The following is a 15,631-nucleotide window of genomic DNA, read 5'->3' as shown; positions in this document are numbered from 1 at the left end:
AGGAAAAGCACCACAGCGTAGAAGTGCACAAAGCGCAGCAGTCACGTACAAAGTGGAAAATGCAGACTTGAGGGGGCCGCGGATGGCGGGGGAGACGAAGACCAAGGCAGCGTCGCGCAAAGAGGCACAGGGCCTGCGCGTCGAGCGGGTGTGGACGACCGAGGGGGTCCACCCTTACGACGAGGTGACGTGGGAACGTCGCGACATCGTCATGACCAACTGGCGCGACGGCTCGATCAACTTCGAGCAGCGCGGCGTCGAGTTCCCGGACTTCTGGTCGGTGAACGCGGCCAACATTGTCACCACGAAGTACTTCCGCGGCGCCGTCGGCACCGACGCCCGCGAGTGGTCGCTGCGGCAGCTGATCGACCGCGTCGTGACCGTGTACCGCAAGGCCGGCGAGGACAACGGCTACTTCGCCTCGCCCGCCGACGCCGAGGTGTTCGCGCACGAGCTGACCTGGATGCTGCTGCACCAGGTGTTCAGCTTCAACTCGCCGGTCTGGTTCAACGTGGGCACGGCGTCGCCGCAGCAGGTCAGCGCCTGCTTCATCCTCGCGGTGGACGACTCGATGGACAGCATCCTCGACTGGTACAAGGAGGAGGGCCTGATCTTCAAGGGAGGGTCCGGCTCCGGCGTCAACCTGTCCCGGATCCGCTCCTCGAAGGAGCTGCTGAGCAGCGGCGGCACCGCCAGCGGGCCGGTCAGCTTCATGCGCGGCGCCGACGCGTCCGCCGGGACGATCAAGAGCGGTGGCGCGACCCGCCGCGCGGCGAAGATGGTCATCCTGGACGTCGACCACCCGGACGTCGAGGAGTTCATCGAGACCAAGGCGCGCGAAGAGGACAAGATCCGCGCCCTGCGCGACGCCGGCTTCGACATGGACCTCGGCGGCAAGGACATCGTCAGCGTCCAGTACCAGAACGCCAACAACTCGATCCGGGTCTCCGCCGAGTTCATGCAGTCCATCGAGGACGACGCCGAGTTCGCGCTCCGCTCCCGCCTCGACGGCAGCGTCGTGTCCACCGTCAAGGGCCGCGAGCTGTTCCGCAAGCTCGCGACGGCCGCGTGGGAGTGCGCCGACCCCGGCATCCAGTACGACGACACGATCAACGAGTGGCACACCTGCCCGGAGACCGGCCGGATCACCGCGTCCAACCCGTGCAGCGAGTACATGCACCTGGACAACTCCAGCTGTAACCTCGCCTCGCTGAACCTGCTGAAGTACCTCAACGCCGATGGCACGTTCGCGGTGGAGAAGTTCGTCAAGTCGATCGAGTTCGTCATCACCGCGATGGACATCTCGATCTGCTTCGCCGACTTCCCGACCGAGAAGATCGGCGCCACCACCCGCGCCTACCGCCAGCTCGGCATCGGCTACGCCAACCTCGGCGCGCTGCTCATGGCCAGCGGCCTGGCGTACGACTCCGACGGTGGCCGCGCGGTCGCCGCGACGATCAGCAGCCTCATGACCGGCACCGCGTACCGCCGCTCGGCCGAGCTCGCCGGGATCGTCGGCGCGTACGACGGCTACGCCCGCAACGCCACGCCGCACCAGCGGGTCATGCGCCAGCACGCCACCGCCAACGACGCCATCGGCACGGTCGGCGGCTTCGACGTCGCGATCAAGGTCGCCGCCACCGAGGAATGGGCCCGCGGCAACGAGATCGGCGCGAAGCACGGCTGGCGCAACTCGCAGGCCAGCGTCCTCGCCCCGACCGGCACCATCGGCCTGATGATGGACTGCGACACCACGGGCGTCGAGCCGGACCTGGCCCTGGTCAAGTTCAAGAAGCTCGTCGGCGGCGGCTCGATGCAGATCGTCAACCAGACCGTCCCCCGCGCCCTGCGCAACCTGGGCTACCAGGAGGAGCAGGTCGAGGCGATCGTCGAGCACATCTCCGAGCACGGCCACGTCGTGGACGCGCCCGGCCTGCGGGCCGAGCACTACTCCGTCTTCGACTGCGCCATGGGCGAGCGCACCATCGCCCCGATGGGCCACGTGCGGATGATGTCGGCGATCCAGCCGTTCATCTCCGGCGCCATCTCCAAGACGGTCAACATGCCCGAGGCGGCCACCGTCGAGGACGTCGAGGAGATCTACTTCCAGGGTTGGAAGCTCGGCCTCAAGGCCCTCGCGATCTACCGCGACAACTGCAAGGTCGGCCAGCCGCTGTCGGCGGTCAACTCCTCCGCCGCGAAGAAGAAGGCGGCCGACGAGGCCGCGGCCGCCGAGGTGCCCGCGCCCGTCGTGAAGACCGAGAAGGTCATCGAGTACCGCCCGGTCCGCAAGCGGCTGCCGAAGAAGCGGCCGAGCTCGACCGTGTCGTTCTCCGTCGCCGGCGCCGAGGGGTACCTGACCGCGTCGTCATACCCGGACGACGGCCTCGGCGAGGTCTTCCTGAAGATGTCGAAGCAGGGCTCAACCCTGGCCGGCGTGATGGACGCCTTCTCCGTGGCGATCTCCATCGGCCTGCAGTACGGCGTGCCGCTGGAGACCTACGTCAGCAAGTTCGTCAACATGCGCTTCGAACCGGCCGGCATGACCGACGACCCGGACATCCGTCTGGCCTCGTCCGTGATGGACTACATCTTCCGCCGGCTGGCCCTGGACTTCCTGGACTTCGAGACCCGCTCGGAGCTGGGCATCCTCACCTCGTCGGAGCGCGCCGCCCAGCTGCGCGCCGAGGCGGGCGAGCCGGACGTCGACCTGACCGAGATGCGCAACTCCGCCCCGGTGGAGGCAGCCACGAAGCCGGCCGCCGCCGCGGCAAAGCCCGTCGAGGTCGAGATCGCGACCCCGCGCAAGGTCGGCTCGTCGACCGAGCTGCTCGAACTGGTCCAGGGCAAGGCCGCCGACGCGCCGCTGTGCTTCACCTGCGGCACGAAGATGCGCCCCGCCGGCAGCTGCTACGTCTGCGAGGGCTGCGGCTCCACCAGCGGCTGCAGCTGATCGCCTTTCCTTGCACCACGACCGCCCGGCCCGCACAGGGTCCGGGCGGTCGTCGTTTCCGCCGCCGCGGTAGATCGCACAGTTCCGGGGGAGCGACCGGGATCGACGAATGGAACGGAGAGCAGATGGCCTACGACCTCGACAACTGTCTGGTTGTCGGAATCGCGTCCAGTGCGCTGTTCGACCTGAAGGAATCGGATGAGGTTTTCCGTAGAGACGGTGAGGAGGCCTACCGAAGATACCAGGAGGAGAATCTGAACAACTTTCTCGCTCCTGGTATCGCCTTCCCGTTCATCAAGCGCCTTCTCTCATTGAACGACCTGTGCGACGCCGGAGAGCATCCGCTCGTCGAAGTGATCATTCTGTCCCGGAATGATCCTGACACCGGTCTTCGCGTAATGAGGTCTGTGAAGCATCATGAGCTGGCCATCACCCGTGCGATCTTCATGCAAGGAAAGTCGCCATACAAGTTTATGCCGGCGTTTCACATGTCGCTCTTCCTCTCGGCTGACGAGAGAGATGTCAAGGCTGCCACGCGCCGTGGCTTTCAGGCCGGTCAAGTGCTGCCGTCGCAGTACGTCGACGACGAGGATCGGGATCTTCGGATCGCCTTCGACTTCGACGGAGTCCTCGCCGGCGACGATTCTGAGCGCGTGATGCAATCGGGCGGACTGGAAGCGTTCTACGCGTACGAGCGGGCGAATGCCGGAATTCCGCATTCGCCCGGGCCGTTGCAGGACTTTCTGAGGCAGGTCAATCAGATTCAACGGCGTGAGGAAGCTAAGAAGGCCGCAGACGAAAAATATCGTGTCCGCCTGCACGTTTCCATTGTGACGGCGCGCAACGCGCCGGCGCACGAAAGGGCCGTCGACAGTCTCAAGACATGGGGCGTGACGGTCAATGACGCCTTCTTTCTCGGCGGGGTGGACAAGGGCAAGGTCGTCGAGATTCTGAAGCCGCACATCTTTTTCGATGACCAGCCGACACATCTTCTGTCAACCTCGCGGGCGGCGCCGAGTGTTCATATCCCTTTCGGCGTCGTAAATGATGAGACCGGCGCCGCCATTGCCCTAACCGAACCTCCCGAGGTGTGATCCCGAGAGCCCCCGCGGTCAGGTGCGGGCATCGACGGCCGGTTCAGAGCTCGGCGGGCATCGGGGTGCGCTGGTCTGGGCGGGGGTGACTGGGAGGCATGCTGTACGGAGGCTGAGGACCGGGGTCCAGCGCTTGAGGTGCAGGGCCGGGCGCTCGACCAGGTGCCACGAGGCGGCGGCGAGGACTGTTGTCGCTAGGGCGGACAGGGCGATGTACGCCGGCAGGCCCCAGTGGTGGACGCCCAGGGTTGCCAGGAGTTGCTGGGTCGGGAACGCGTAGATGTAGATGCCGTACGAGTAGTCCTGGGTCCGGCCGATCCGGTGTGTCCAGGGCGGCAGTGCGCAGGCGGCCCACAGCAGCAGGTAGGCGTACGCCGGGTAGCCGAGGACGTGGAAGGCGCCGAAGCGCAGGGTGGCCAGCAGGACCGCGGCGGCGGTGGCGGCGAGCAGCGGGTGGATGGGGACGCGGTGCTGGTACAGCTGCGCCGACGCGCCCAGCAGGAACAGGAAACCCAGGTAGACGAGGGTCTGGGTGTTGAGCGAGCCGAAGAACGGGATCGGGCCGAACGTGCCGCGCGGCTGGGGGACGGTACGGGTCGTGCCGGGCAGCTGGTGCAGGAAGTCGCTGAGCAGGACCGTGTACGCGCCGGCGGTGAGCAGCAGGATCAGTCGCGGGGAGCGGCGGATCACGCCGCAGGCGGTGAGGGCGGTGAACACGCCGTACCAGAACAGCTCGAACGACAGGCTCCACAGCGAGCCGTTGACGACGGAGCCGCCGCCGGTGAGCCGGCCGTACGGGGTGTCGCGGAACAGGGTGCCGATGCCCCATTGGTGCGGCTGCCCGAGCGCGTTGTGCCAGGCAAAGGCCAGCGCATCAGGAAATGTGGCGAAAAATCCGGCGAAGAGGGCAGTGGCCAGCAGGCATACCCACAGCCCGGGGAAGATTCGCAGGCAGCGGTGCCAGGCGAACCGGACGAACCCCAGCCGGGCCGCGCTGGCGGTGACCAGGAAGCCCGACAGGACGAAGAAGCCGTCCACCGCGAGCGCCCCGACGTCCGCCTGGCCGCGGGAGAACCCCAGCCCCGGTGTCGCCCGCCCGACGCCCAGCGGCCACGAGTGTCCTACCAGGACCGCGAAGGCGAGGCACAGCCGCAGGAACCCGAGAGCGTTCGCCCGCGGCGAGTACCGGTCACCCAACACATCATGACAAACGACCAGATGACCGACTTCGTCGTTAAGTGAGTTGTGTCAGTATCCGCTCCCCCCAAGCCAGACGCCACACCCAAGCAACTCGTCGTCGCCGCGCTGGTGGCGGCCGCGTGGCTGGTCATCGCCCTGGTGTACCTCGCCGGGGTCGCCTTCATCGTCCCGCCGCTGCTCCTGGTCGCCACCGCCGCGCTCCTGCGGGGCGGCCGGACCGTCCTCGACCGGCTGATGCTCGCCACCGGGCTGCTGCTCGGCCTCACCTGCCTCGGCGCGCTCGTGTTCGCGGTCTGGCCGTGGGGGCTGCACCCGGTCACCGCCGGCGGGTCCGCCGCGACCGCGCTGATCGTCGCCGCCGCGAAGACCGGGCGCCGGCCGCGACTGCCGCGGCTCGGCGCCACGGACGCGATCGCCGGGCTGGCCGTCGCCGCCGTCGGCGTGGTCGTTGCCTGGCCGCTGCTGCGCGACGGGCGGACCGGGCGGCTCGCCCTCGTCATGGACGGTGAGGACCTGTCCCGGCATGCGGCGCTGTTCGACGCGATCCGCCACGCCGGCGGGTACCTCTTCCAACGCCCTGGGCAGGGCAGGACCCTCGTTTACGAGGGGATGGTCAGCTACCCGCAGGGCGAACACGTGACCGCCGCGCTGCTCGACGGGTTCGTCAGGTCGTCGGCCACGGCCCAGGGCACCGGCGCCGGCATGTTCGACCACTACCTGGCGTTCGTCGCGGGCGGCTACCTGCTGCTCGCCGCGACCCTCGTCTGGGCCGCGCAGTGGATCGGCGCCGGCGGGCTCACCCCGGCGCGCACCGTCCCGGTGGCGGGCGGGATCGCCGCGCTGTGCGCGTTCGGGGAGCTGCTCGACCTCGTCCGGTTCGGCTACCCGAGCCAGGTGCTCGGCCTCGCCGAGGCGGTCATGCTCCTCACCGTCCTCATCCGGCCGGTGCCCCGCCCCCGCCAGCAGCTGCTGCTGGTCGCGGCCCTGCTCGCCGCCGTCGGGTTCACGTACTACCTGTACCTGCCGCCGGTCGGCCTGGCCGCGATCCTGTGGCTGATGCGGGAACGCCGCCAGCACCGCGCCCGCCGGATCCCGGCCCTGGCGCTCGCGATCGCCGTCACCAGCGCCGTCCCCCTCGCCATCGGGGTCCTCGTCGCCGGGCAGGCCGGTGCGCTGCTCAGCGTCGGCTCCCTGAAGGTCGGCCGGGAAGGGCTCGCCGTGCTGGTCTGCCTCGTCGCGTCGGGCATGCTGACCGGTCGCGGCCGTCGCAGCCGGATCTGGCGTTCGTACGCGCTGATCTTCGTCCCCGTGGCCGGCTTCGCCGTCGGCATGCTGGTCGTGCAGCGGCTCTTCGGCTCCGGCAGCGGGTATTACGCCAACAAGGCCCTGTTCCTGGTCCTGGCGCTGCTGCTGGCCGGCACCGGGGCCCTCGCGCTGCACCTGCCGCGCCAGCCGCTGTCCTTGGCGCACGTCAGGACCGCGTCGGTACTGATGGCGATCGTCGCTCTCATCGGCGGCGAACGCGCCGGCGATCGCCCGGAGCACCTCGACGGGCGAACGAACTGGCTGGCGGGTGCCGGCGTGGACCAGCTCGCCTACGCGAGGGCCGCCCTCGGCCTCACCCCCGGCCGCCCGACCGTCGTCGTCGGCGACGACGCGGGCTACGACTCCTACCGGCTGACGCTGTTCATCTCGACGCTGCAGCGCACCTCCGGCGCGATGGCCGGGGCGACCTACCACGTCGGGCCGATCAACTCCCCGGACCGCCTCGACGCCGTGGTCGCCAGGATGCCCGGCCCGATGCGCCTGCTCGCCCTGTCGGACGACGCAGGCGACCGGGCCGAAGCACTCCGGCGACGCCACCCGGCGGCCTCGATCGAGATCGTCCGGGCCTGAGGCCTACTTCTTGGGCTTGCGCAGCGCTTTCAGGTCGGCGTGTGCGGCCTTGGCGGCGGCGCGGACCGACTGGACCTGCGAGCGCAGCGCGTCGCCGTCGGGACCCGGCTTGATCGCCAGGAGGGCGTCGACCTTGCCCTTCAGGGTGCCCTCGATCGCGTCGAGCTTCGCGGTGTCGGCGCCGGGCAGGGTGCGCAGCTTCGCGACGACGGCGAGCTCGGTGTCGACGGCCGCGGTGAGGCGGACCTTCGGGCCGGTGAGGACGAAGACGCGGTAGTCGAAGACCATCGACTGGGCGTCGTCCTTCACCGCTGCGGCGGTCGTCTCGCCCTGCACCTTGGTCTTCAGCGCGGTCAGGCCGGCCCGCTGGTCGGCGATGAGCTTGGCGAGCGTGTCGCGGTGACCGGACTGGACCTGCTTCGCCGCGGCGAGGCTGGTCTCGAACTTCTTCAGCGCGTCGAGGCGCTTGTCGATGCGGGACGCGACGGCGTCCTTGGCACCCTCGAGCGTCGCGGCACGCGCCGACGGCCGGGTGGACGGCTCCGCCGAGGCGGTGGCCGGGATGAGCACGGCGGTGAGGATCAGGGCCAGGGCGATCAGGGTGCGCTTCACGGTGTCGATCCCTCTCAGTCTTCGTCGCCGGCGGGCTGGGCGTCGCCGGACAGCTGCTGGTCGACCTGGTCGAGCAGCTGGTCGACGTCCTCGCCGCCGCCGCTGCCGCCGGTGGCCGCCGCCGGGGCGTCCTGTGCCGGGGTCGTCTGGGTCGAGACCACGGCCGGCTGCCCGCCGCGCCGGTCCTTGCGCTCCTGCCGCCCGCAGCCGCCCGCGAACAGCAGCGCGGCCGCGAGCGCGATGGCAATCGTTCGTCTCATGGCGGACATGGTGTGTCCCGCGGGTAAGCGCGGCCCGCGGGACAACGTAAGGATTAGGTCAGGCCGCGACGGCCGCGGTCACCTCGACCTCCAGCAGCGCCCCGTCGCGGAACAGCCGCGACACCTCGACGGTGGTGCTGGTCGGCGGCGTGCCGGTGAACACCGCCGTGCGGACCTGCCCGTACTGCGGCAGCAGCGCCATGTCGGTCAGGAACGTCCGGATGTTCACCACGTCGGCGAACGTCGCCCCGTGCGCGGCGAGGATCGCGCCGATCAGCTCGAACACGCGGGTCGCCTGCGCGACCATGTCGCCGGCGCCGACGAGCACGCCGTCGTCGTCGAGCGCGATCTGGCCGGACAGGAACAGCAGCGTCCCGGTGCCGACGTCGACGCGGGCCACGTGCGAGTACGCGCCGACCGGCGCCGCGACCGAGCCGGGGTTGTCTATGACGAGCATGTGCGTCCCTCCGAGACGATGGTGGTCAGGTCTGCCTCCGGGTCGGCCGCCGCGAGGTGCTGCCCAGCGGCGACGGCCACCGGCAGGTCCCGGTCGCCGACGCTGAGTGCGAGATCTTTCGCCGCGAGTCGTACCGCGAAATGCGCCGCCTTCGGTGCCATGGACCGCTCCACGGCGATGCCGAGCGGGCCGCTGCGCAACGCCTCGAGGGCCTCCGCGCGGGGGATTCCGACCGCGTCGGCGACCTGCAGCACCTCGGCCAGGGCGGCGAGCGCGGTGACGAGCGCGGTGTTGAGCACCACCTTCATCGCCGCGCCACTGCCGGACGGGCCGCACCGGCGGACCTCCCCGAGCGTGGCGAGCACCGGGGCGACCCGGTCGACGGCGGCCGTGGTACCGCCGGCGAAAATGCGCAACGTGCCACCCTCGGCTGCGCCGGTGCTGCCCGCGACCGGCGCGTCGACCAGGTCCAGGCCGGCGGGCAGGACCCGGGCGAGGTCCCGCACCGCGTCGGGCCCGATCGTCGACATGTCGACGAGCGTCACGCCGGGTGCGTCCGCCAGCCTTGCGGCGGTCACGACCTCGATGACCGCCGGGCCGTCGGTGAGCATCGTGATGACGACGTCCGCGTCGCGGACCGCCGCCGCCGGGCCTTCCACGACGGTGACCCCGTCGACGAGCCTCGGCGTGCGGCTCCACGCGGTGACGGCAAACCCGTGCGCGGCCAGCCGCCGGGCGATCGGTGCCCCCATGTGCCCGAGCCCGAGCACAGCGATCTTCTGCATGCCGTGACCGTATTCGGCGCTCTCGCATGCGACCAACGAATGTCTGGCATGTCTGCCATGCGCTGTGAGAATGTCGTTCGGTGCAGACGGAGATGCTGGAGGTGTTCCGGGAGGTCGCCCGGCACGGCTCGATCACCGGCGCCGCGACCACGCTGCGCTACACCCAGTCGGCCGTGTCCCGCCAGATCGCGGCCCTGGAGCAGGAGCTCGGCACGCGCCTGTTCGACCGGCTGCCCCGCGGCGTCGCGCTCACCGCCGCCGGCGCCGGCCTGCTCGGGCACGCCACCGCGATCCTCGACCGGCTCGCCCTGGCCCGCCGCGAGGTCACCGCCCTGCACGCCGGCACGTCCGGGGTGCTGCGCGTCGGCGCGTTCGCCACCGCCGACGCCGCGCTCGTCCCCCGCGCCCTGGCCCGCTTCCGCGCCGCCCGCCCCGGCGTCCGCCTGTCCCTCATCGAGGGCGTCACCGGCGGCCTCCTCGCGGCGCTGCTCGCCGGGGACGCCGACGTGGTCCTGGTCACCGCCGGCGCCGACCGCCCGTTCGACGACACCCGGTTCACCACGCACCACGTCCTGGACGAGCCCGTCCTCCTCGCCGTGCCGGCCGGCCACCCGCTGTCGACCGCCGCCTCCGCGCGACTGGCGGACCTGGCGTCCGAGGCGTGGATCGCGGGCTCGGCGGTCCCGGAGGAGACCCTGCTGGCGCCGAGCGTGCGCCTCGGGTTCCGGCCGAGGATCGCGTTCGTCGCCGGCGAGTGGACCGCGAAGCTGGGCTTCGTCGCCGCCGGCCTCGGCGTGACCCTGGTCCCCGCCCTGGCCGCCCGGGCCGCCCCACCCGACGTGACGCTGCTCGCCCTGCACCCGGACGAGGTCCCACCGCGCAGCGTCCTGGCAGCCACGATCGCCGGCCGCACCGTCCCGCCGCCCGTCACCGACTTCCTGACCGTCCTCCGCGCCGAGGCCCGATCCCTGTTTCCGTGACCCCGCCCCGCTCGCCGGCGCGGGGCGAGGTCACAGGCTGCTGAGGTCGATCAGCTTCGCGAGGGCGACGAGCTTCGGCAGGAGCTCGGCGGACTTGTCCTCGGGGGTGCCCGAGGCGAGGTGGACCGACAGCTGGATGATGCGCTTGTTGCCGGCGAGCCAGCCGACCTCCGCGCCGGGCCCAGTGCCGTGGCCGGTGCCGTCCGTGGCCGGGGTCGGCTGCTGGTATGCGGCGGCGCCGAGGCCCTCCACTGGGGCGGCGCCCTTCGGCTGGACGGCGGACGTGTAGATGTCGGCGCCGATCGTCGTGGCGCTCACCGACAGGACGAGGTCGGGGGCGGTCGCGGCGCGGGGCTGCAGGACGCAGGTGAAGGTGTTGTCCTGGGTCGCGGACGCGGCGACGGCGAGGTCCAGGCCGAGCTTCGCGTTGACCACCGCGAAGTCCAGCAGCTGGCACGCACCGCCGGCCGCGGCGGCCGGGGCGGTCGAGGGCGCGGCCTGCGGATGCGCACCGGCATCGTCGCAGCCAGTGAGCAGGAGCAGTGCCGCCAGCGTCACGCCAACCGTTCGCACGCGGGCACCTTAGCGCCTACCGGGGCAGGCGGTCGACGATGTACCTGGCGATCTCCAGGGAACTGGTCGCGGCCGGTGACGGGGCGTTGAGGACGTGGACCTGCCGGCCTTCGGCGACGATGAGGAAGTCGTCGACCAGGGCGCCGGACGGGGTGATGGCCTGGGCTCGCACACCCGCGGACGCCGGCACCAGGTCGGCCGCGGTCACCGCGGGCACCAGCCGGGCCAGGCTTTCCGCGAAGCGCTTCTTCGACAGGGAGCGGCGGACCTCGGTGAGGCCGTACCGCAGGTGCTTGCGGGCCAGCTGCCACATGCCCGGGTAGCTGACCGTGTCGGCGAGGTCACGGGGGCGGATGCGGGACCATGAGTAGCCCTCGCGGGCGGTGGCGAGGACCGCGTTGGGGCCGGCGTGGACGCTGCCGTCGATCATCCGCGTCAGGTGTACCCCGAGGAAGGGGAACTGCGGGTCCGGCACCGGGTAGATCAGCCCGTTGACCAGGTGCCGCCGCTCGGGGCGCAGCTCGAAGTACTCGCCGCGGAACGGGATGATCCGGGCGGGTGGCTTGATGCCGGCCATCTTCGCGACCCGGTCGGCGTGCAGGCCGGCGCAGTTGACGAGGACGTCGGCGAACACGTCGCCAACGGTGGTGTGCACGACGGTCTCGCCGTGCAGGGTGGAGATGCCGGTCACCCGGGCGCCGAGGCGCAGGGTCGCGCCGGCCTTCTCCAGCAGCGCCGCGAGGGTGACGCAGACGGCGCCGAAGTCGGCGATCCCGGTCGAGGCGACGTGGATGCCCTGGACGCAGGCGACCTCCGGCTCGTAGGAACGGGCCTCGGCGGCGTCGACCAGACGGGCAGGTAGCCCGTTGGCGAGAGCTCGCTCGTACAGGCCGCGCAACCGGGGCAGCTCGGACGCGTCGGTCGCCACGATCAGCTTGCCGGTCACCCGGTGCGGGATGTCGTGCTCCCGACAGAACTCGACCATCGAAGCGCTGCCGGCCTTGCACAGCGTGGCCTTGAGGCTGCCGGGCTTGTAGTAGACGCCCGCGTGGATGACGCCGGAGTTGTGGCCCGTCTGGTGCGCGCCCCAGGTCTGCTCCTTCTCCACGACCGTGACCTCGGCGTCGGGATGTTCGAGCGTGAGCCGGTGCGCGGTGGCCAAGCCGACGATGCCGCCACCGATGACCACGTATCGCACGCTGCCTCCTCGGACCGGATCGCTGCGCGGATCGCCGCAGGACTCGTCGCATCGTAGTCGTGCTAGCGTTCCCGTCCGTGGGTCAGCCAGGTCAGCCTGTCGTCGAAGTGGCACCAGCCAAGCCGTGGCGGGCCCGCATGATCGCCGCCGTGCGAGTCCTCGCCGCGCTGGGCATCGTGTATTTCATCGTCGCCACCACGATCGACCAGTGGTCGGCGGTGCAGGCGACGTTCCGTGGCCTGTCGTGGCCGTCGCTGATCGCCGCGCTGCTGGCCGCCGTCGTCTCGCTGGGCACGACGATGATGGCCTGGCGGGCGATGGTCGGCAGCATCGACCACCCACTGCGGGTCCGCGACGCCGCCCCGATCATGCTCGTCGGCTCGCTCGGCAAGTACCTGCCGGGTTCCGTGTGGGCGTATGTCGTGCAGATGGAGCTCGGCCGCCGCGCCGGCGTGTCCCGCTCGAAGGTGTTCATCGGCTCGGTCCTGGTCAGCGGGCTCGGCGTCACGTCCGGGCTGATCCTGACCTCCCCCGGCTTCGGCACCGCCTTCGACGGCGTGAAGGCGTCCCGGCACGAGGTGTTCGGCTCCCTGGCCGTGTGGGCGTCGGTGATCCTGCTGCCGTTCGCCGTCGCCTGCTGCTACCCGCCGTTGCTGACCTGGATCGTCGGCAGGGCGATGCGGGTGCTGCGGCGCCCGCCGCTGGACCGGCCGATCACCTGGCGGCCGGTCCTGGAGAGCGCCGCCTGGTGCGTCGCCGGCTACCTCACGGCGGGCCTGCACGTGTGGCTGCTGGTCCGCGCGCACCTGCCGGGCCTGCACGGCCTGGTCGGCAGCGTCTTCGCGATGGCGCTCGCGATGAGCATCAGCACGTTCGTCATCGTCGCCCCGTCCGGCCTCGGCGCCCGCGAGTTCCTGATGGCGCTCGCCCTGGCCGGCCTGGGCGTGCCGTGGGCGACGGCGTGGGCGTTGACGCTCGTGTCGCGCCTGCTCTTCACCGTCGCCGACGTGGCCGCCGCGGGCGTCGCCGCCGCGGTGGGGCTGCGGCGGATCCGGCACTCAGAGGGTGCGCCGCAGGTAGTCCCCCCAGGTCCCGGTCCCGCCGCCAGGACCGGTCCCGGCGCCGCTGCGCAGCGCCCGGAACATCTTTCCGGGCAGTCTGACCGGGACCAGTAGCCGCCGCTTCCCGGCCTTCGCCAGGTACGCCCGCCACAGTTCGCGGGCGCTGCGCCGCTGCGGCCCGGAGAGGTCGGCGGGCGTCGCCGGCAGGTCACCCTCGACGATCTCCGCGAGCCGCACCGCCACGTCGTGGACCTCGACCGGCCGCAGGTCGAACGCCGGGTAGAACCCGACGAGCGGGAGCTTCGTCATCGCCTTCGCCAGGGTCAGCACCAGGTCGTGGAACTGGCTGGCCCGCAGGGACGTCCCGCCGTACGCGGCGACCATCCTCTCGATGGTGACCTTGTCGTTGTAGTAGCCGAACGGGATCTTGTCGACGCCGACGATCGACACGAACACCAGGTGCGGCTTCCCGCCGGCCTCCAGGGCCTCGATCAGCTTCGCGGCGGCCGCGACGTCTCTGCGCCCGTCGGTGGCCGCGTGCACCACCACGTCGACCCCGTCGACGGCCTCGGCGAGCCCTTCGCCGGTGAGCAGGTTCCCGTGCGCGAAGCCGGGCCTCGACCGGCTCAAGCCGCGCACCTCGTGACCACGTTCCTCCAGGACGGCGACGACGTCCCGCCCGAGCGTCCCGGTCGCGCCGGTGACGAGCACTGTTCGCTGCATGGTGTATTTGACGCCTCAGCCCCCGGAACGTGACACGGTGTGGCCGGCGTCTCAGCTCAGGTCCGGCACCTCGCCGGCGAGGAGCGTGTCGAGCGGCTCGCGGCCGATCTCCTTGTATGCCCCGTCGACGAGCTGGAACCGCAGCACGGTGTCGTCGGGCTCGACCCGCCAGAAGTGCTCGATGCCGACCTTGGCATATTCGACCGGCTTGAACCACCGGTCGGCCCGCTCCGACCCGGGCGACACGATCTCCACGGCGAGGAGCACTGCCGCCGACGACAGCCACACCTCGCCCGGCGATACGTCGCCCTTGACTACAACAAGGTCTGGGATGCGCCCACTGCGCTCGTCGTCTGCAGTTTTGACGCCGGGAGCTACATTGACCCGGCCCTGGAGGCCGCGGGCAAGGAGCCACGAGCCGAGGAGCAGGCTGATCTCCTGGTGACGCCAGGTCGGCGGCGGCATGACGATGAGATTCCCCTCGGTCAGCTCATACCGGTGCTGATCATCAGCTGCGGCGAGCGCTGTCACGTCCTGCAACGTGAGCGGCCCGAGCGGCAGATTCGGGGCGGCAGTCATGCCGTGCTCCTCATTCATCCAGCCCAGTCTAGGGCACATCACGTGCCGTTGAACCTACATGTCACCATATGCTCATGCAAGCTGAAGTTCGGGGCTAGGCGGTGGGGCGGGCGTCGTAGCGTTCGCGGGCCATGGCGACGTCGGTGCGGTGCCGCTCCGCCCACGTGGTGATCGCGAGCAGGGCGGCGTGCAGCTCCAGGGCCATCGGCGTGAGGCTGTATTCCACCCGTGGAGGGACCGTCGGGTAGACGGTCCGCACGAGCATCCCGTCACGCTCCAGGTTACGCAGCGTGAGGGTCAGCATGCGGCGGCTGATGCCGCTGATTGCCCGCTCCAGCTCGGTGAACCGGATCGGGCCGTCGGCGGCGGCCACCAGGATGCACACGCTCCACTTGCCGGCGACCCGGTCGACCAGCTCCTGGACGGTGCACCCGGAAAGCATCGGCGCGGCCGCTCAGTGCGCCGCGACGAACACCCGCGACGCGACCTCCCGCGGCAGCCGGATGCGCTCGCCCGCCCGGTCGATGCTGACGCCGTCGCGCTCCTGCGCCACGGTGACCGTCGCGCCCGGGTCGATGCCGGCGGTGTGCAGTTGGCGCAGCACGTCGGCGTCGGTCTGGACGCTCTCGCAGATCCGGCTCACCACGACCGCCCCGGCGAGACCGGGGAAGGCGAGGTTGCGCTCGGGGTCGGACGGGTCGTGGGCGGTGGAGCTGCCCTCGAGGCCCTCCAGTCCCGGGATCGGGTTGCCATACGGCGAACGGGTCGGACGGCCCAGCAGCTCATAGACCCGCTGCTCGACGGCGTCGCTCATGACGTGCTCCCAGCGGCACGCCTCTTCGTGCGCCTCCTCATACGGCAGGCCGATCACGTTGACCAGCAGCAGCTCGGCGAGGCGGTGCTTGCGCATGACGGCGACCGCGTGGACGCGGCCCTCGTCCGTCAGCGCGAGGTGGCGGTCGCCCTCGACGATCAGCAGTCCGTCGCGCTCCATACGGGCGACGGTCTGGCTGACGGTGGGTCCGCTCTGGTGGAGTCGCTCGGCGATCCGGGCACGCTTGGGAACGACGCCCTCTTCTTCGAGCTCGAGGATCGTCTTCAAATACATCTCGGTGGTATCGACCAGGTCGTTCACTGCCTTGCCCTCCCGGTACGCGATGGTACTCGTCGCGTACGTCAAGATTGGAACGTGACAGCCAACCAAGCGATCTTGGACGGTGCCGTCGTCGCCGAGCTGGTGTGGGAAGCGGGGGTCTCCGC

The 15,631-nt window shown here is 70.7% G+C and carries 16 protein-coding genes; 5 read left to right on the top strand and 11 right to left on the bottom strand.

The annotated features are described in order from the left end of the window. Positions 1–82 precede the first annotated feature (82 nt). Together AB0K00_RS34850 and AB0K00_RS34845 are read left to right on the top strand one after the other, a co-directional pair. Positions 83–2,953 carry a vitamin B12-dependent ribonucleotide reductase gene (locus tag AB0K00_RS34850; RefSeq protein ID WP_363529401.1) on the top strand — a complete coding sequence of 957 codons (2,871 nt, stop codon included), beginning with the start codon at positions 83–85 and terminating at the stop codon, positions 2,951–2,953. A 125-nt stretch (positions 2,954–3,078) separates the two neighbouring features. Next, the gene (locus AB0K00_RS34845) at positions 3,079–4,047 is read left to right on the top strand and encodes a 5'-nucleotidase (RefSeq protein ID WP_363529398.1); all 969 of its coding nucleotides are present in this window, start codon (positions 3,079–3,081) and stop codon (positions 4,045–4,047) included. A gap of 18 nt (positions 4,048–4,065) precedes the next feature. Here the strand turns inward: AB0K00_RS34845 and AB0K00_RS34840 are convergent, their stop codons facing one another. Further along, complete coding sequence (locus AB0K00_RS34840) at positions 4,066–5,244, bottom strand: acyltransferase (protein WP_363529395.1); 1,179 nt, start codon at positions 5,242–5,244, stop codon at positions 4,066–4,068. 48 nt (positions 5,245–5,292) lie between these two features. On the opposite strand from AB0K00_RS34840, the gene AB0K00_RS34835 reads away from it, so the two are divergent. Beyond that, a complete protein-coding gene (locus AB0K00_RS34835) occupies positions 5,293–7,143 on the top strand; it encodes a hypothetical protein (protein WP_363529392.1) in 1,851 nt (616 codons plus the stop codon). Positions 7,144–7,146: 3 nt separating this feature from the next. On the opposite strand, the gene AB0K00_RS34830 is transcribed toward AB0K00_RS34835, so the two are convergent. From AB0K00_RS34830 to AB0K00_RS34815, 4 genes are read right to left on the bottom strand one after another with little or no spacing between them, the layout of a single operon-like run. After that, positions 7,147–7,755 (bottom strand): hypothetical protein, encoded by a 609-nt coding sequence (locus AB0K00_RS34830; protein ID WP_363529389.1) that lies wholly within the window; start codon positions 7,753–7,755, stop codon positions 7,147–7,149. 14 nt (positions 7,756–7,769) lie between these two features. Continuing rightward, complete coding sequence (locus AB0K00_RS34825) at positions 7,770–8,015, bottom strand: hypothetical protein (RefSeq protein WP_363529386.1); 246 nt, start codon at positions 8,013–8,015, stop codon at positions 7,770–7,772. Positions 8,016–8,073: 58 nt separating this feature from the next. Next, positions 8,074–8,472, bottom strand: coding sequence for a RidA family protein (locus AB0K00_RS34820; RefSeq protein WP_363529383.1), 399 nt, complete (start codon positions 8,470–8,472; stop codon positions 8,074–8,076). Beyond that, positions 8,460–9,257 carry an NAD(P)-dependent oxidoreductase gene (locus AB0K00_RS34815; protein WP_363529380.1) on the bottom strand — a complete coding sequence of 266 codons (798 nt, stop codon included), beginning with the start codon at positions 9,255–9,257 and terminating at the stop codon, positions 8,460–8,462. The genes AB0K00_RS34820 and AB0K00_RS34815 overlap by 13 nt, the downstream gene beginning before the upstream one ends. An 80-nt stretch (positions 9,258–9,337) precedes the next feature. Between AB0K00_RS34815 and AB0K00_RS34810 the strand changes: the two genes are divergently transcribed. Continuing rightward, on the top strand, positions 9,338–10,237 hold the full coding sequence (locus AB0K00_RS34810; RefSeq protein ID WP_363529377.1) for a LysR family transcriptional regulator: 900 nt from the start codon (positions 9,338–9,340) through the stop codon (positions 10,235–10,237). A gap of 30 nt (positions 10,238–10,267) precedes the next feature. Here AB0K00_RS34810 and AB0K00_RS34805 read toward each other — a convergent pair whose 3' ends face one another. Further along, positions 10,268–10,810 carry a hypothetical protein gene (locus AB0K00_RS34805; RefSeq protein WP_363529374.1) on the bottom strand — a complete coding sequence of 181 codons (543 nt, stop codon included), beginning with the start codon at positions 10,808–10,810 and terminating at the stop codon, positions 10,268–10,270. Between the two features lie 16 nt (positions 10,811–10,826). Continuing rightward, positions 10,827–12,008, bottom strand: coding sequence for an L-2-hydroxyglutarate oxidase (gene lhgO / locus AB0K00_RS34800; RefSeq protein ID WP_363529371.1), 1,182 nt, complete (start codon positions 12,006–12,008; stop codon positions 10,827–10,829). 107 nt (positions 12,009–12,115) lie between these two features. Here lhgO and AB0K00_RS34795 point away from each other — a divergent pair, with 107 nt between their 5' ends. Further along, positions 12,116–13,183: a lysylphosphatidylglycerol synthase transmembrane domain-containing protein gene (locus tag AB0K00_RS34795; protein ID WP_363529368.1), complete on the top strand. Its 1,068-nt coding sequence runs from the start codon at positions 12,116–12,118 to the stop codon at positions 13,181–13,183. On the opposite strand, the gene AB0K00_RS34790 is transcribed toward AB0K00_RS34795, so the two are convergent. The 4 genes from AB0K00_RS34790 to AB0K00_RS34775 form a co-directional block, all read right to left on the bottom strand. Continuing rightward, complete coding sequence (locus AB0K00_RS34790) at positions 13,067–13,792, bottom strand: NAD(P)H-binding protein (RefSeq protein WP_363529365.1); 726 nt, start codon at positions 13,790–13,792, stop codon at positions 13,067–13,069. The genes AB0K00_RS34795 and AB0K00_RS34790 overlap by 117 nt on opposite strands. Before the next feature lie 51 nt (positions 13,793–13,843). Beyond that, positions 13,844–14,389 (bottom strand): Uma2 family endonuclease, encoded by a 546-nt coding sequence (locus AB0K00_RS34785; RefSeq protein WP_363529362.1) that lies wholly within the window; start codon positions 14,387–14,389, stop codon positions 13,844–13,846. A gap of 76 nt (positions 14,390–14,465) precedes the next feature. Then, on the bottom strand, positions 14,466–14,813 hold the full coding sequence (locus AB0K00_RS34780) for a helix-turn-helix domain-containing protein (protein WP_363529359.1): 348 nt from the start codon (positions 14,811–14,813) through the stop codon (positions 14,466–14,468). A 12-nt stretch (positions 14,814–14,825) separates the two neighbouring features. Beyond that, complete coding sequence (locus tag AB0K00_RS34775) at positions 14,826–15,506, bottom strand: metal-dependent transcriptional regulator (RefSeq protein WP_363529549.1); 681 nt, start codon at positions 15,504–15,506, stop codon at positions 14,826–14,828. Positions 15,507–15,631: the final 125 nt, after the last annotated feature.

Source organism: Dactylosporangium sp. NPDC049525 (genome assembly GCF_040676755.1).
In the GTDB taxonomy this organism is placed as follows: domain Bacteria; phylum Actinomycetota; class Actinomycetes; order Mycobacteriales; family Micromonosporaceae; genus Dactylosporangium.
The sequence above is the reverse complement of the archived record's forward strand: the minus strand, read 5'-3'. Positions and strand labels throughout refer to the sequence as shown.

Bases quoted from the DNA above. Each gene is read 5' to 3' on its own strand.
- AB0K00_RS34850 (WP_363529401.1), top strand. From the start codon at position 83: ATGGCGGGGGAGACGAAGACCAAGGCAGCGTCGCGCAAAGAGGCACAG.
- AB0K00_RS34845 (WP_363529398.1), top strand. From the start codon at position 3,079: ATGGCCTACGACCTCGACAACTGTCTGGTTGTCGGAATCGCGTCCAGT.
- AB0K00_RS34825 (WP_363529386.1), bottom strand. From the start codon at position 8,015: ATGAGACGAACGATTGCCATCGCGCTCGCGGCCGCGCTGCTGTTCGCG.
- AB0K00_RS34820 (WP_363529383.1), bottom strand. From the start codon at position 8,472: ATGCTCGTCATAGACAACCCCGGCTCGGTCGCGGCGCCGGTCGGCGCG.
- AB0K00_RS34815 (WP_363529380.1), bottom strand. From the start codon at position 9,257: ATGCAGAAGATCGCTGTGCTCGGGCTCGGGCACATGGGGGCACCGATC.
- AB0K00_RS34790 (WP_363529365.1), bottom strand. From the start codon at position 13,792: ATGCAGCGAACAGTGCTCGTCACCGGCGCGACCGGGACGCTCGGGCGG.
- AB0K00_RS34785 (WP_363529362.1), bottom strand. From the start codon at position 14,389: ATGAATGAGGAGCACGGCATGACTGCCGCCCCGAATCTGCCGCTCGGG.
- AB0K00_RS34780 (WP_363529359.1), bottom strand. From the start codon at position 14,813: ATGCTTTCCGGGTGCACCGTCCAGGAGCTGGTCGACCGGGTCGCCGGC.